10 protein-coding genes and 1 pseudogene are annotated in these 16,428 nt (G+C 46.9%); 6 read left to right on the forward strand and 5 right to left on the reverse strand.

Annotated features, from left to right (window positions below; all coding sequences use genetic code 11):
- Positions 1-117 precede the first annotated feature (117 nt).
- The 3 genes from pepA to KW548_16375 all read left to right on the forward strand — a co-directional run bounded on the left by pepA (position 118) and on the right by KW548_16375 (position 5,098).
- Positions 118-1,626: a leucyl aminopeptidase gene (gene pepA, locus KW548_16365; GenBank protein QXX06578.1), complete on the forward strand. Its 1,509-nt coding sequence runs from the start codon at positions 118-120 to the stop codon at positions 1,624-1,626.
- A 52-nt stretch (positions 1,627-1,678) separates the two neighbouring features.
- On the forward strand, positions 1,679-2,128 hold the full coding sequence (locus tag KW548_16370) for a DNA polymerase III subunit chi (GenBank protein ID QXX06579.1): 450 nt from the start codon (positions 1,679-1,681) through the stop codon (positions 2,126-2,128).
- Positions 2,129-2,224: 96 nt separating this feature from the next.
- A complete protein-coding gene (locus KW548_16375; protein QXX06580.1) occupies positions 2,225-5,098 on the forward strand; it encodes a valine--tRNA ligase in 2,874 nt (957 codons plus the stop codon).
- A 52-nt stretch (positions 5,099-5,150) separates the two neighbouring features.
- Here the strand turns inward: KW548_16375 and KW548_16380 are convergent, their stop codons facing one another.
- Positions 5,151-6,143 carry a M48 family metallopeptidase gene (locus KW548_16380; GenBank protein ID QXX06581.1) on the reverse strand — a complete coding sequence of 331 codons (993 nt, stop codon included), beginning with the start codon at positions 6,141-6,143 and terminating at the stop codon, positions 5,151-5,153.
- Positions 6,143-7,318: a DUF898 domain-containing protein gene (locus KW548_16385; GenBank protein QXX06582.1), complete on the reverse strand. Its 1,176-nt coding sequence runs from the start codon at positions 7,316-7,318 to the stop codon at positions 6,143-6,145. The genes KW548_16380 and KW548_16385 overlap by 1 nt, the downstream gene beginning before the upstream one ends.
- A gap of 299 nt (positions 7,319-7,617) precedes the next feature.
- Here KW548_16385 and KW548_16390 point away from each other — a divergent pair.
- A pseudogene (locus tag KW548_16390) lies at positions 7,618-8,356 on the forward strand (transporter substrate-binding domain-containing protein).
- Here the strand turns inward: KW548_16390 and KW548_16395 are convergent.
- Positions 8,353-9,315, reverse strand: coding sequence for a D-2-hydroxyacid dehydrogenase (locus KW548_16395; GenBank protein ID QXX06583.1), 963 nt, complete (start codon positions 9,313-9,315; stop codon positions 8,353-8,355). The pseudogene KW548_16390 and the gene KW548_16395 overlap by 4 nt on opposite strands.
- A gap of 29 nt (positions 9,316-9,344) precedes the next feature.
- Entirely contained in the window at positions 9,345-10,082 is a 738-nt protein-coding gene (locus KW548_16400; GenBank protein ID QXX06584.1) for an RNA pseudouridine synthase, read from the reverse strand.
- Positions 10,083-10,269: 187 nt separating this feature from the next.
- On the opposite strand from KW548_16400, the gene KW548_16405 reads away from it, so the two are divergent.
- The gene (locus tag KW548_16405) at positions 10,270-11,541 is read left to right on the forward strand and encodes a divalent metal cation transporter (GenBank protein ID QXX06585.1); all 1,272 of its coding nucleotides are present in this window, start codon (positions 10,270-10,272) and stop codon (positions 11,539-11,541) included.
- Positions 11,542-11,603: 62 nt separating this feature from the next.
- Here the strand turns inward: KW548_16405 and rapA are convergent, their stop codons facing one another.
- Positions 11,604-14,513, reverse strand: coding sequence for an RNA polymerase-associated protein RapA (gene rapA, locus KW548_16410; protein ID QXX06586.1), 2,910 nt, complete (start codon positions 14,511-14,513; stop codon positions 11,604-11,606).
- 474 nt (positions 14,514-14,987) lie between these two features.
- Here rapA and KW548_16415 point away from each other — a divergent pair, with 474 nt between their 5' ends.
- The gene (locus KW548_16415) at positions 14,988-16,364 is read left to right on the forward strand and encodes a PhoH family protein (protein QXX06587.1); all 1,377 of its coding nucleotides are present in this window, start codon (positions 14,988-14,990) and stop codon (positions 16,362-16,364) included.
- The last annotated feature ends 64 nt before the right edge of the window (positions 16,365-16,428 follow it).

The raw sequence follows: 16,428 nt of genomic DNA on the forward strand, positions 1-16,428 counted from the left end.
AATTTTTGGCTAACTGTTAACGCGCTTATTTAAAAGTAGTTCCGATTAAGGAATCAACAAGTAAGACGCCATTATCTAACATTTAGTTCTATTTGTCTTCAGGATGTAGGAGTACGCATGGAGTTCAGTGTAAAGAGTGGTAGCCCGGAAAAGCAGCGCAGCGCTTGTATCGTTGTAGGCGTATTCGAACCACGTCGCCTTTCTCCAGTTGCTGAACAGCTCGATAAAATCAGCGACGGCTATATCAGTTCACTACTTCGCCGTGGTGATCTGGAAGGTAAACCAGGACAGATGCTACTTCTGCATCAAGTACCAGGTGTATTGTCTGAACGTGTTTTACTTGTCGGTTGTGGCAAGGAACGTGAATTGGGCGAGCGTCAGTACAAAGAAATTATTCAGAAAACGATCAACACTCTGAATGAAACAGGTTCGATGGAAGCGGTCTGCTTCCTAACTGAGTTGCACGTTAAAGGTCGCGACACTTACTGGAAAGTTCGTCAAGCAGTCGAAGCAACAAAAGATGGTCTGTATACTTTTGATCAGTTCAAGAGCGTGAAACCAGAGACTCGTCGCCCACTGCGTAAGCTAGTGTTCAACGTCCCTACTCGTCGCGAGCTGAGCTTGGGTGAAAAAGCGATCACTCATGGCCTTGCTATTGCGTCAGGCGTAAAGGCATCTAAGGACCTGGGCAACATGCCGCCTAACGTTGCAAACCCAGCCTACCTTGCCTCACAAGCTCGTCGCCTAGCAGACGATTACGAAACCATCACCACCAAGATCATTGGTGAACAAGAGATGGAAAAACTGGGTATGACTTCATACCTAGCCGTTGGTCGTGGTTCTAAAAACGAATCTATGATGTCTATCATGGAATACAAAGGCAACCCGGATTCAGAAGCAAAACCAATTGTTCTGGTGGGTAAAGGTCTCACTTTCGACTCAGGCGGTATCTCACTCAAACCCGGTGAAGGAATGGATGAGATGAAGTATGACATGTGTGGTGCAGCATCTGTCTTCGGTACCATGAAATCTCTGGCAAAGCTGAACCTACCAATCAATGTTATCGGTGTCCTTGCAGGCTGCGAAAACATGCCTGGCAGTAACGCGTACCGCCCAGGTGATATTCTAACCACTATGTCAGGTCAAACTGTCGAGGTGCTAAACACCGACGCAGAAGGACGTTTGGTTCTATGTGATGCATTGACGTACGTCGAACGATTCGAACCAGATTGCGTTGTCGATGTCGCGACTCTGACAGGTGCTTGTGTCATTGCATTGGGCCATCACATCAGTGGCGTTGTTTCTAATCACAACCCACTTTCCCATGAGTTGGTCAACGCTTCTGAACAAGCGAGTGACCGCGCATGGCGCCTTCCAATGGCTGACGAGTACCATGAACAGTTGAAGAGCCCGTTTGCCGACATGGCAAACATCGGTGGTCGCCCTGGCGGTACCATTACAGCCGGCTGCTTCCTGTCTAAGTTTGCTAAAAAATACAACTGGGCACACATTGACATTGCAGGTACTGCGTGGAAATCAGGCGCAGCAAAAGGGTCAACAGGCCGTCCGGTCTCAATGCTTGTCCAGTTCTTACTGAACCGCAGTGGCCAAGAAACAGAAGAGTAATTTCTGAACAAATTCTAAAGGGCCGACAGGCCCTTTTTTATTCGGAATGATTATGCCAAACGCGACGTTTTACATCATTAAGCCTGATTCACCACAAGCTAATCAAAAAGGCTTTGAGCAGTATGTTTTGTTTCTGGCTGGTCACTTTGCCAAACAAGGCGCTAAGGTCTATCTCCATTGCCATGATAAACAACATGCGGAGCAGCTAGCGGAATGTTTCTGGCAAGTCGATGCCGAGCAATATCTGGCTCACAACCTCACAGGTGAAGGACCAAAATATGGCACAGGCATTGAAATCGGATACCAAGGCGTTAAGCCCTCATGGAACCGTCAACTAGTAATAAATTTGGCGGAAAATGAGACAACCTTTGCGAATAAGTTTGCAGAGGTGGTAGACTTCGTCCCTTGCGAAGAAAAAGCCAAGCAACTGGCGCGAGAACGATATAAAATCTATCGCCAAGCGGGTTATCAGCTACAAACGATCGACATCGCACACAACTAATGGTCAATCCTTATAGTTAAGCTCTCCTTCGAGAGAGTTCACTTATAAAGATTGACTTAGAATTAAACTAGACCTATCTGCAGAATATCTATAGCTATGGAAAAGACATATAACCCAACTTCAATTGAACAAGCTTTATACCAAGCTTGGGAAGAGAAAGGCTACTTTAAGCCACACGGCGACACGACGAAAGAATCATACAGCATCATGATCCCGCCACCGAACGTCACTGGTAGCCTACACATGGGCCACGCGTTCCAAGACACCATCATGGATACTCTGATCCGTGCTGAGCGTATGAAGGGCAAAAACACCCTTTGGCAAGTAGGTACAGACCACGCTGGTATCGCAACTCAGATGGTTGTTGAGCGTAAGATCGCCGCTGAAGAAGGCAAAACTAAGCACGATTACGGTCGTGATGCTTTTATCGACAAAATCTGGGAATGGAAAAACGAATCTGGTGGCACAATCACTAAACAGCTTCGTCGCCTAGGCGCATCTGTAGACTGGGACCGCGAGCGTTTCACTATGGATGCGGGCCTATCTAACGCTGTTCAAGAAGTGTTTGTTCGCCTGTACGAAGAAGACTTAATCTACCGTGGTAAACGTCTAGTAAACTGGGATCCAAAACTGCACACTGCGATTTCTGATCTTGAAGTTGAAAACAAAGACAAAAAAGGCCACATGTGGCACTTCCGCTACCCGCTAGCAAACGGCGTGAAGACAGCAGAAGGCAAAGACTACATTGTTGTTGCGACTACTCGTCCAGAAACCATGCTTGGTGACACTGGTGTTGCTGTAAACCCAGAAGACCCTCGTTACAAAGATCTTATCGGTAAAGAGATCCTGCTTCCTATCGTTAACCGTCTAATCCCTATCGTAGGCGATGAGCACGCAGATATGGAAAAAGGCACAGGTTGTGTGAAGATCACCCCTGCACACGATTTCAATGACTACGAAGTTGGTAAGCGTAACAACCTACCAATGATCAACATCCTAACTTTCAACGCTGATATCCGTGATGCGGCTGAAGTCTTCACTACTAACGGTGAAGCTAGCGATGTTTACTCTACAGAGCTTCCTGCTAAGTACCACGGCATGGAGCGTTTTGCTGCACGCAAAGCGATCGTTGCGGAATTTGAAGAGCTTGGTCTTCTTGATGAAATCAAAGATCACGACCTAACGGTTCCTTACGGCGACCGTGGTGGCGTAGTTATCGAACCAATGCTAACAGACCAATGGTACGTGCGTGCTGCACCTCTTGCTGAGCCTGCTGTTAAAGCAGTGGAAGATGGCGAGATCCAGTTCGTTCCTAAGCAGTACGAAAACATGTACTTCTCTTGGATGCGTGACATTCAAGACTGGTGTATCTCTCGTCAGCTTTGGTGGGGTCACCGTATCCCAGCTTGGTATGACAACGACGGCAACGTATATGTAGGTCGTACTGAAGAAGAAGTACGTGCAAACAACAACCTTGCACCAGTCGTTGTTCTTCGCCAAGACGACGACGTACTGGATACGTGGTTCTCTTCTGCACTATGGACGTTCGGTACTCAAGGCTGGCCAGAGCAAACTGAAGACCTGAAGACATTCCATCCTTCAGACGTACTAGTAACTGGTTTCGACATTATCTTCTTCTGGGTTGCGCGTATGATCATGATGACCATGCACTTCAACAAAGATGAAAACGGTAAGTCACAAGTACCATTCAAGACCGTTTATGTAACGGGTCTAATCCGTGACGAAAACGGCGACAAGATGTCTAAGTCGAAAGGTAACGTACTTGACCCAATCGACATGATCGATGGTATCGACCTTGAGTCTCTCGTAGAGAAGCGTTGTGGCAACATGATGCGGCCTCAGCTAGCGAAGAAGATCGAGAAGAACACTCGTAAGACTTTTGAAAACGGTATCGAACCATACGGTACTGACGCACTGCGTTTCACTCTTGCTGCTATGGCTTCTACTGGCCGTGACATCAACTGGGATATGAAGCGTCTTGAAGGTTACCGTAACTTCTGTAACAAGCTATGGAACGCAAGCCGTTACGTACTGATGAATACAGAAGAGCACGATTGTGGCATGTCACTGTCTGCTGAAGAGCGCGCTAACCTTGAGTTCTCTCTTGCTGACAAATGGATTGAATCTCAGTTTGAGCTGGCTGCGAAAGAGTTTAACGCTCACCTAGACAATTACCGTCTAGACATGGCGGCAAACACGCTTTATGAATTCATCTGGAACCAATTCTGTGACTGGTACCTAGAGCTAACGAAACCCGTTCTTTGGAAAGGCACTGAAGCTCAGCAAGTTGCGACTCGCCACATGCTGATCACGGTACTTGAGAAAACGCTACGTCTAGCTCATCCCGTGCTTCCTTACATCACAGAATCTATCTGGCAGAGCGTGAAGCCTCTAGTAGACGGTGTTGAAGGCGACACTATTATGACTCAAGCGCTTCCTCAGTTTAACCAAGAGAACTTCAACGCTGAGATCGTAGAAGACATCGAATGGGTTAAGACTTTCATTACTGCTATCCGTAACCTACGTGCCGAGTACGACATTGCACCAAGCAAAGGTCTATCGGTAATGGTTAAGGTTGCTGATGAGAAAGATGCAGCTCGTATCGCAGCAAACAAGACTGTACTAAGCTCACTGGCTAAACTAGATGAAATCAAAGTTCTGGCTAAAGGTGAAGAGACACCAGCTTGTGCAACGAAACTGGTTGAAAAGTCTGAGCTGATGATCCCGATGGCTGGTCTGATTGACAAAGATGCCGAGCTTGCTCGTCTTGATGGCGAAATCAAAAAAACTCACGGCGAAATCAAACGCATCGAAGGCAAACTAGGTAATGAAGGTTTCGTTGCTAAAGCGCCTGAAGCGGTTGTTGCGAAAGAGCGTGAAAAGCTAGAAGGTTACCAAGAAACCTTAATCAAGCTTGAAGAGCAGAAGACAACGATCGCGGCACTCTAAACCAGTACCACACAAAGAAAAGGCAGCGAATACGCTGCCTTTTTTATCTCTGCTATTCGCGTGCGGACTGGATACGTAGCTCAAAATCAGGGTGAGTACTCATCCACTCTGGTACGTCCAGCATTCCTTGTTGCCTGATTAACTCGAACATGTCTGCCATCGGCACACTACTGCCATAGATATCCACCATCGCTTGTCGAGCATAAACGTCAGCTTCCAATTCAGCTTCACGAGAGTGACCATTGGCAAGGAAGAAAACTCCTAGCCCAGCCAAGTTATCCACGACTCCCGAACTTTCGCCGGTTAAGAGGGCAACGCCAACGGAAAGTAAGCTCGAGTGGACCAAGCTTTTGATCATATGGCGATGATGAACATGACCTAGCTCGTGAAGTATAATGCTATCGAGTTGTTGTTCATTCTCAGCTAGAGTGACCAAGTCGTCGAGCAACACGATTTTCCCACCTGGTAAAGCAAATGCATTGGCGCCAAGTTCTGAGGAGCGAAACACCACCTCAATAGGATAAGGTAGTGGTTCCAGCTGTGTGACATGCTGAATCACGCGTTGGCGGATCGCATGCTGCTCTTGCAGACTCAACTTGCTCTCTTGCCAGCGATTATCAAAGCTTTCGAGTACTTTATCGCCCAGCGTCACTGCTACATAATCAGGGATGGCGTTGGCGACCTTCTCACTGGTCCATGGCAAAACATAAAAGTAGCTGCCTAATACCACTCCGATACATACTGCTACTGACAACAGCCAAGCCAACCAGTTAGCTTCCATTTTATCAATAGTGCTGCTTCTGCGATTTCGCTCCAGCCAGTGGCTGACGTCTGTAGTTCTCTCCACGACAAACACCCAGCCATCGGGGAATTTAAAACGCACGGGGAGATTACCAACAGGCACACTGATATCGGCGTATTGCTGGTCACAGCTGATGATTTTCCCATCAACACGCAAACTTAATGCGTTGGCTTGAGTGACATCCAACTTGGCAGGATGACGCTCCGAGCTACGTGGCGGAAATGCCACCCCGTCAAATAGCATTAGCTGATTCCGATACCGAGATCAAAAGCCTGAGCCACTTCATCTGATACCGCTGATTTGACCGTTGAATCTTGATCTGTCGCTTTCAGTGCGCTCATATCACCAAACACAACGGTATTATCAGCAACATAGCGGGACGTTCTAACCATAACCCAAGGTCTGGCAATACTGAGGGTTACTACCTGCAATAAGAAGTTAGAGATCACCAACCAAGTGTACCCTCTCGCAGTTAGTGACGACTTGAAAGTGTATCGATTGTCTGACTCTTGCGCCGATTTTGCTTGTAGCTGGTCAAAAATGTAATTGCGTAATCTTGTTGTGGTATACGCCGTTAGACCGATAGTCAGAATGATGATGGCTAGGTAGGCCACAATAAACGTCATAAACTGAGATGCGCCCATCAACGAGCTTAGATCGCCACTCTGAAATGTGGTGAAATCGAAACCGCTGAATACCGTCAGAGACATCACAACCAAAAGAACAATCGACGCAACAATACCCAGACCTATCGCTTTTAGATAGGTTTTGAAGAAGAAGCCAGTCTCGAGTTCTGCACTGAACTTCCAGTCTCCGTATCGATAGCCATTAGAAAAATATCTATGTGCGCCAGCCACGACCCATGCATACACCACAGCCATGAACACAAAAGAAGCAATACTCAATACCGTAGCTCCTACCGGCGAAACACTGGCGACTCCCATGACTACACCAACGTAAATAGCCACAGCCAGCACAGCGCCTAAACCTCGTCCCATCAGTGCCACATATGCATCTTTTAATGAAGAGTCAAAAGAGAAATGAACATTGCGGTAACTCGTCATTGCGGCATCAAAACGGGCATTGCTCCACAATAACCAAGGTAAAGCAATGTAAAAAGCCAGTAGTAGTACAGCACTCACTACTGGGAAAAATGCGTTAGCCACAGCCCAAATGACTAGAACTGCAACAGCGACTATACGCCCTTTGAGGATTTGCATCGGCACAGCATGATACTCAAAGTTATCATTGTCGACATAGGTATTGCCGTAGAAATAGCGTTTTGTTCTGACCTTCGCCCAAGCAGAATAAATGCCCAAAGTGATGATGCTCAGCAGAACATTGACTATCCAAATGCCAAAGAATTCGCCTCCCTTCCCCTTAAAATTAATGGGATTCGTTATATGTTTTTGTTCCATTTATTACATTTCCTGACGTAGTTGACTAAAAAAACAAGGCAAATAATTTCTTACATTTCATTGCCATCGTCCATGTCTTAATAACAAGAAAATGCAACCAATTGATGTACATCACAAATAACATGAGTGATTGATACAATAATTTTACATATGGTAGACACCAAATTTGTTTCCTCATGAGATCTCAAATAGTTTTTGCTTGGCTACCGTCATGTTCGCTCAGCGCTTTTGTTGTTATTGAGCCAATCGAGTACGTGTCTTCTAGAATTACTTAAGAGGTCACCAAATAAGGAACCCAGATGCTGAAGAAATCACTAGCGGCTATTCCCTTGCTTCTCTGTTTATTCATATCATCAGCCTACGCCGAAAACACGCGTAAAACCGTCAACATCACCGCTGGAGATTGGCCTCCTTTTATCGGTCAAAGCCTCGAAGATTACGGTGTCGTCGCACAAACCATCAAGCAGGTTTTTGCGTTACAAGGTTATAAGGTGGTTTTCACTTTCTACCCTTGGGCAAGAGCTTATGAGAAAGCCCAAAGTGGCGAATACGATGCCACTGCGGTGTGGATGTTTGATGATGAGCGGACGGAACATTTCTATTTCAGTGAACCCGTATCACAAGAGCAATTTGTTTTCTTTCATCACAAAGACCTCGCCTTTGATTGGTCTACTATAGACGATCTAAAAGGCTATAAGATGGGCGGCGGGCTTGGTTACAGCTATGGGGAAGCTTTGGATAGACTCATTGATGCCAAAGAGATCAGTATAAGCCGGGTCAATAGCCCCAGTCAGAATCTGTTGCGCCTTAACCACAAACGCATCCAAATCTATCCGGAAGAACGGCAAATCGGCATATATCACCTAAACCAACAACCAGAAGAGATTCAGGGTAATATTACCTACCACCCGAAACCTTTTCTTAACAACGACGGCTTTGTCATGTTCTCAAAACTAAGTCCAAGAGGAAAAAAAACTACTAGAGGTTTTTAACCAAGGGCTTATTAAATGGCATCAGCAGCAATCTCAAAGCAACTAAACGACACGGTTTTGCTCTCGCCCTTGATGAAAAGCGTTAATATTGTCCATCAGAATATTCGCTAGATTCTGTATCGATGAGTCACTACCCCACGCCACGTGTGGTGTTAGGAGTAAATTGGGCAAATTCATATTGGCGAGTAGCGGATTGCTATCATCCGCTGGCTCTTGGCTAAACACATCTACGCCAGCGCCAGCAATGGTGCCTCGTTTTAAGGCCTCAACCAGAGCCGCTTCATCAATCAACCCACCTCGACCAGTATTGATCAGCACACTGCCAGGCTTCATTTGAGCCAGTTCATGACGCCCAATCAAGTGATGAGTCTGTTCATTCAACGGACAATGTAGCGTCAACACATCAGCCATCATCAACACCTGCTCAAATGGCAGGTAGCCATTTCGACAAAGATTTGCGCCTTTATGTTCGGCGTAAATAACCTGCATCCCAACCGCCCTAGCCAGAGCCGCAGTGGCCTGACCCAAAGCTCCAGAACCAACAACGCCCAAAGTTGATCCTGCTACGTCACCAATTGGGTGAGTAAAGAAGCAAAACTGCTTATTGCGCTGCCATTCCCCATTAGCAATATCATTGTGATAGCCCATCAAATTGCGCTTAAGAGCAAATATCATCCCAACCACATGCTCAGGCACCGATTGAGTGGCATAGCCCTGCACGTTTGTGACGGCTATGTTTTGCTCACGGCAGTAATCAATGTCGATGTTGTTGAAGCCAGTAGCCGAGACCGCGATCAGCTTGAGCTCCGGCAGTTGACGCAATACTGCCGCATCTAATACGACTTTATTCGTGATGACGATTTGAGCATTTTTCAACCGCTCTACCACCAGCTCGGGGCTGGTAAAATCATATTCAATCCATTGATGGTCAAAAGGAAGGTGAGGTAATTCGATATAAGTTGGGATCGTTGCACGATCCAAGAACACAACATTCGGCAGCGACATAGTTTCTCCTTTCGCTGCCTATAATGAAATCATGGACGCGGCAGCGCTTTGTAATCAGGCAATTCTCGCACAGGATCGAAATAGTTAAAGATCAACGCCTCCGCTTCAGGATAAAAATCACAAGGAACAAAAATACTGCGTAAGCAGTCATCTTGAGGGTGGTAAAAACTCAATTCAGCCGCATGCAGTTCAAGACGGTTGGAGAATTCAAAAGCTTCTCCTTGCGAATAAAATTCATCTCCGACAATCGGATGCCCTAAAGCCTGCATATGCACACGCAACTGATGTGAACGCCCTGTAATAGGCAGTAACCTGACAATAGTGGTCTGCTCCTCCCGCTTCGCCACCTCAAATAAGGTTTGAGATGGCTTACCCTGCTCAAAACAGACTTTCTGCTTCGGCCGATTTGGCCAATCACAAATCAGTGGAAGATCCACTTTTCCCTCTTGTTGTTCAACCTGCCCCCATACACGAGCATAGTAGACCTTATGCGTGAGGCGAAACTGAAACTGTTTTTTTAACGCCGATTCTGTGGGCTTGTTCTTGGCAAAAAGCATTAAACCTGAAGTTGACATATCAAGACGATGAACCGGTTGGATGTCAGGATAGATGTCTTTCAATCGGCTCCACATGCTGTCGTAATGCTCTTCAGCCCTGCCTGGCACAGACAAGAGACCCGACGGTTTATTCACCACAAGGATGCCTTCATCTTCAAATACTCGCTCAATCCATGGCTCGGTGGGAGGATAGTATTGCTGCATAGCCATAAAACATCTCAATCAGGTATAAAACGCAACCAGTATATCAGAGTCATGCCTGTGACGGCGTTTCCACATCCTAGTATGTTTTAGCTTTTTTCATGTAAATAATATTTAACACATTGATTGCATGTGATATTCATACTTAAAGTTGACAAGAAATAATCAATAACGACAAAAACATCAAGGAACCCAAATGGAAACGATCTCCGCTTCAGAAAGCAAACCCAAATGCTCTCTGTCACAACTCATCCGTTCGCTAGGCCCAGGGATCATGATGGCTGCCGCTGCGGTGGGAGGATCACATCTGGTGGCTTCAACCAAAGCCGGTGCAATTTACGGTTGGCAGCTAGCCGCACTCATTTTGTTAGTTAACTTTTTTAAATACCCATTTTTCCGTGCCAGCATACAGTACACCATGGGAACAGGAGAAAGTCTGGTCGAAGGCTACGCCAAGCTAGGCCGACCTTACCTATGGCTGTTTGTCGCACTCAGCGTCGTTTCTGGCGTCGTTAACACAGCCGCCTTACTCCTCTTCAGTGCTAGCTTGTTGGGTTACTTTATTCCTTTCGAGCTCTCGACTACGAGCTTGTGCTTAATCGTCTTAGCCACCTGTTTAACGATTCTGTTTGCAGGTCACTACAAAGCCCTCGACGCCTTATCCAAAATCATTATGGCGGTACTGACCATCGCAACATTGACTGCGGTCGCTATTGCCGCAGGTAACCCTGTCGAAGCGGCTCCCGCTTTTGAAGCGCCCTCACCTTGGTCCATTGCCGCTATCGGTTTTATTGTAGTAACCATGGGTTGGATGCCAGCACCGATTGAAATTTCCAGCCTGACTTCAATGTGGCTTAAAAGTCAGCAACACCACCAAAAGGTAACGGCTCGTTCTGCTTTGTTTGATTTCAATGTGGGCTACATCGGTACCGCTATTCTGGCGATTGTCTTCCTTGCGCTGGGTACTTTGGTCTTACACGGCAGCAATATTGAACTATCTCAATCGGGTGTAGGCTTTTCACATCAGTTGGTTGGGCTCTACGCATCAACCATTGGAGAGTGGTCGCGTTACCTGATTGCAGCCGTTGCGTTCTTCTGCATTTTTGGCAGTACGATTACGGTGATTGACGGCTACGCTCGAGTGATTTCAGAATCTCAACGACTACTGCGTAAGCAAAAAGAGATGAAGCATAAAGTGACTCAAGGTTGGATGTTACTTATCTCCGCAGCGGCACTGTCGATTATCGTATTCTGGGCGACAGCACTTCTACCAATGCTTGATTTTGCGATGATTCTGGCCTTTATGACCACACCGTTTTTCGCGCTACTTAACTATATTCTGGTTTCAAAATCTCAGCTACCAGAACCTTTGGCGCTCAGCAATAAACTGAAATGGCTTTCTATCACTGGCCTTGTCTACCTGTTTGGTTTCTTGGCGGTATTTGTCTGGTGGAAGTGGCTGATGTAGTCAAAATAGCGACCAACAAAAAAGGCCTTCAAATGAAGGCCTTTTACTGCAAGTGACGTAAATCAGTTGTGAGATACAACGATCATACGCAGAGAATCAAGTTGATATTGAGCTTGAGCAATGTAGCCACTCAGCTCTTTAATTTGCGCTTCAATCGCCGCCAGTTCTTCATCACGGATGTTTGGGTTAACCGCTTTCAATGCTTGCAGTCGTTCCAGCTCTGCATTCAAGCTCGCCTGCATTTCTTGTTGCGCTTCTGCACGTACGGCTTCGACTTTTTCGACAATCAACGCTTCACCTGCGGTGATCATCTGATGAACCTGAGCCTGAACTGACGACACCAGTTTGGTCGCCATATGACGGCCTACCGGGCTAAGCTGGCGGTTAAAACTTTCAAACTCAACCTGCTGAGATAAGTCACTGCCTTTGCCATCCAACATCAAGCGGATTGGTGTTGTCGGCAGGAAACGGCTGATACCACTGCGCTTTGGCGCCTGAGCATCAACTTTATATACCAATTCAAGCAGCATGGTGCCTACTGGTAACGCTTTGTTCTTTAGTAAAGATACTGCCGTTGCACCAACGCCTTCACTCATCAATAAGTCGATACCACCCTGAATCATAGGGTGCTCCCAACTGATGAAGTTCATGTCTTCACGAGACAACGCCGTTTCACGATCAAAGGTGATCGTCGCACCTTCATAAGGCAGACCAGGATAACTTGGCACCATCATGTGTTCAGATGGCGTCACCACCAAGGCATTCTCCCCTTTATCATCCTGATTAAGGCCAATGGTATCAAACAGACTCAACGCAAACGTCACTAGATTGGTATCACCATCGGTAGCCGCAATCTTATCGACTATCTGCTGCGCTTTTTCACCACCATTGGAATGCATTTCCAGTAAACGGTCACGCCCTTGCTCAAGTTGAGATTTAAGCTCTTTATTCATCGCAGCAGACTCGCTGATCACATCATCGAGTTCGGTAACGTCACCTGAAGCGAGCATTTCAATCAAACGATCAGAGAACTTGTCATACACCGCGCGACCTGTCGGGCAAGTTTCAGCAAACGCATTTAGACCTTCATCGAACCAACGCGCCAGAATCGCCTGTGAAGTCTGCTCCAGATAAGGAACGTGAATATCAATATCACGACTCTGCCCAATACGGTCCAGACGACCAATACGCTGCTCAAGTAAGTCGGGGTTGAACGGCAAATCGAACATCACCAGTTGGTTTGCAAACTGGAAATTACGACCTTCTGAGCCAATTTCACTACAGATAAGGACCTGAGCGCCACCCTCTTCCTGCGCAAAGTAAGCGGCCGCTTTATCGCGTTCCAGAATCGACATACCTTCGTGGAACACGGTGGCACGGATACCTTCACGCTCACGCAGCGCCTGCTCTAGCTGTAGCGCTGTGCTAGCACGAGAAGCAATAACCAAGATCTTGTCACTGCGCTTTTGTTTGATCTTCTCAATCAGCCAATTGACACGTGAATCAAACTGCCACCAGCTAGCATCATCACCTTCAAACTCTTGGAAGATTTCTTCTGGGTACAGATTTTTCAGCGCACGTGCTTCTGGGCTGATTTTGCCACCAATCATGCCCGATACGCGCATAGACGTTGTGTACTGTTGAGGTATCGGCATTGGCAGTAGGTTCACGTTGCGCACCGGGAAGCCTTTAATCGCTGCACGAGTGTTACGGAACAGCACGCGTCCGGTACCATGGCGGTCCATCAAGTTGTCGATCAGCTCCTGACGAGCTGCGGCTTTAGCTTCTTCTTCGCTATCGCTTTCAATAATGCGGAATAAAGGCTCAACATCCTGCTCAGACAACAATTCAGTAATCTGATTTTTAGCGTCATTCTCGAGCTGTTGGCCGGAGAAAAGCGCACTCACTGAATCCGCTACTGGCGCGTATTGCTCTTCTTCCTCAACAAACGCTTGGTAGTCATAGAAGCGGTCTGAATCGAGCAAACGCAGACGGGCAAAGTGACTTTCACGTCCTAGCTGTTCTGGGGTTGCGGTCAAAAGGAGTACGCCTGGGGTACGCTCTGCCAGCCCTTCAACCACCTGATACTCACGACTTGGTTTTTCTTGACTCCATTCTAAGTGGTGAGCTTCATCAACAACCAGTAAGTCCCACTCACCTTCGAGCGCTTGCTCAAAACGCTTGCGGCTCTTGCGTAAGAAATCCAGTGAACACAGTACATACTGCTGAGTATCAAACGGGTTATCTGAATCGGCAAACGCCTCAATACAGCGCTCTTCATCAAAAATAGAGAAGTGCAGATTGAAGCGGCGCATCATTTCCACTAACCATTGATGCTGCAACGTTTCCGGTACCACAATCAGGATACGTTCCGCTCGGCCAGCCAGCACCTGCTGGTGGATGATCATCCCAGCTTCAATGGTTTTACCTAGGCCCACTTCATCGGCTAATAAAACGCGAGGCGCATGACGACGACCGACTTCATGAGCAATGTATAGCTGATGCGGGATCAGACCCGCACGCATGCCACACAGACCACGCATCGGGCTTTTATGCTGCTCATATTGGTTCATCAATGCACGATAACGGAGCACAAAATTGTCCATTCGGTCAATTTGACCCGCGAACAATTTATCTTGAGGTTTGTTAAAACGAATTTGATTGCTGAGCATGATTTCGCGCAGCATCACCTCTTGCTCTCCGCTGTCTTCACGGGTGCCGATGTAGGCAAACAGACCTTGGTCCTCGACCACTTGCTCAATCTTAAGTGACCAACCTTGCTGACTGTCAACGACATCACCAGCGTTAAAGGTTACTCGGGTAACAGGCGCATCATTACGAGCGTACACTCGGTTCTCTTCTGAAGCTGCAAACATAAGTGTCACAGTGCGAGCATCCAGTGCTACTACAGTCCCTAAACCTAAATCGCTTTCTGTATCGCTGATCCAGCGCTGGCCCAAAGCAAATGTCATGAATCGACTACCTCATCTGTTTAATTCAAAAATGGGTCTATTTATCTTAGTTGTTCTTGCGTGACTTGAAAGGCAACTGACGGGGAAGTAAATGGTCAGCAGTCACGCCAAAAAGGTCGCTCATATTACTCGAAGCTGTGATATTGGTCACGCACAAACACCTCAAAAACCAACAAATTTTTCTCTATCTTTTGCATGACATCAAAGTGTAAGAAAAGAGTGGCAAATCTAAAAAAGAGAGTTGGAAATCTGACTTATACTCACAGGTGAGAATGCAGACGATGGTGTCAATGTTTTGACTGGCACGAGAGATGCATTGTTTCGGATGACGATCAATACGGGTTTGTAGCATATCAGCTAACCGACAGCGATCTCTGAGCGACTTAGCGACATGCTGCAAACAACCGCAGGTAGGCCATCATCACAAGCGATTGTGAATGGCAAACAAGCCGCATCACGGCAAGGGAGACGCTTATGGGTGACACGGATCGGAAACTTTTTGTCCTAGACACCAACATCCTTCTTCATGAACCTTTAGCCATCTATTCCTTTCAAGAACACGACGTGGTCATTCCAATGACCGTCCTCGAGGAGCTCGACCGAATCAAAGACAGCAAACGCGACGTTGCCCGCGATGCGCGAGTGGCCATCCGCGCCATGGAAGCTATGTTCAAAGACGCCACACCAGATGAAATCTCTGAAGGCATTCCCATCAATCGAGATAAGGAAAATACCGGCCATATCTCTATTCTCGCCGATTTTGAACTGCAAGAGACTGTTAAGGCATTTGCAGACAAAGCCGGCGATAATCGCATTCTTAATGCGGTACTTTATCTGCAGAACAAACGAGCACCACGTGAAGTGGTTCTGATCACCAAAGACATCAATATGCGCTTACGCGCCAAAGGGGCAGGCGTTCGCTTCGTTGAAGACTATCGTACTGATCAATTAATTGATGACGTTCAGTACCTAACTAAAGGCTTCCAACAAATCGAAGGTGACTTCTGGAGCAATATTGATGAGGTCGAGAGTAAGAACCTTGGTGGTCACACGTTCCATACCCTAGATCGAGAGCCTTTTGAACCAACTTACATTAATCAGTATGTGATTGATGAAGAGAGTGATTTCGCAGGGCGAGTGGAAGACATCACCCCTGACAAGGTAACACTGAAAGATCTCAGCCGCGAGCGTATGATGCATCGTCGAGCGTGGGACATCACGCCGAAGAACATTTATCAAGGCATGGCGTTAGATGCCTTACTCGATCCTGATATTGATTTGGTGATTCTAACGGGGGCTGCGGGCAGTGGTAAAACGCTACTTGCTATGGCGTCCGCTTTAGAGCAAACCATTGAACACGGTATGTTTGACAAGATCATCGTCACACGTAATACGCCAGATATCGGCGAATCGATTGGCTTCTTGCCTGGCAGTGAGGAGGAAAAAATGCTGCCTTGGTTAGCGGCGGTAACGGACACACTGGAAGCGCTACATAAGCACGACCACTGTACTGAAGGCTCATTGAAGTACATCTGTGACAAAGCCAATATACAGTTTAAGTCGATAAACTTTATGCGTGGCCGCTCAATCCAAAACGCGTTTGTCTTACTGGATGAGTGTCAGAACCTGACCGCTTCGCAAATCAAAACCATCATTACTCGCTGTGGTGAAGGCACTAAGATAGTCTGCTCGGGTAACCTGGCGCAGATTGACTCCCACTACCTCACCCCTGTTACCTCAGGATTGACTTACATGGTGGAGCGCTTCAAGAACTTCGAAGGCAGCGCTAATGTCCACCTAAATGGCGTCGTTCGCAGCCGTCTAGCTGAGTTTGCAGAAGAGAATTTATAATCAAAAAAGCGGGATATTATTTACATCCCGCCATTTTATTGAAATAATTATTCACAAACAGCAC

It is taken from the genome of Vibrio neptunius, from assembly GCA_019339365.1.
Lineage (GTDB): Bacteria > Pseudomonadota > Gammaproteobacteria > Enterobacterales > Vibrionaceae > Vibrio > Vibrio neptunius.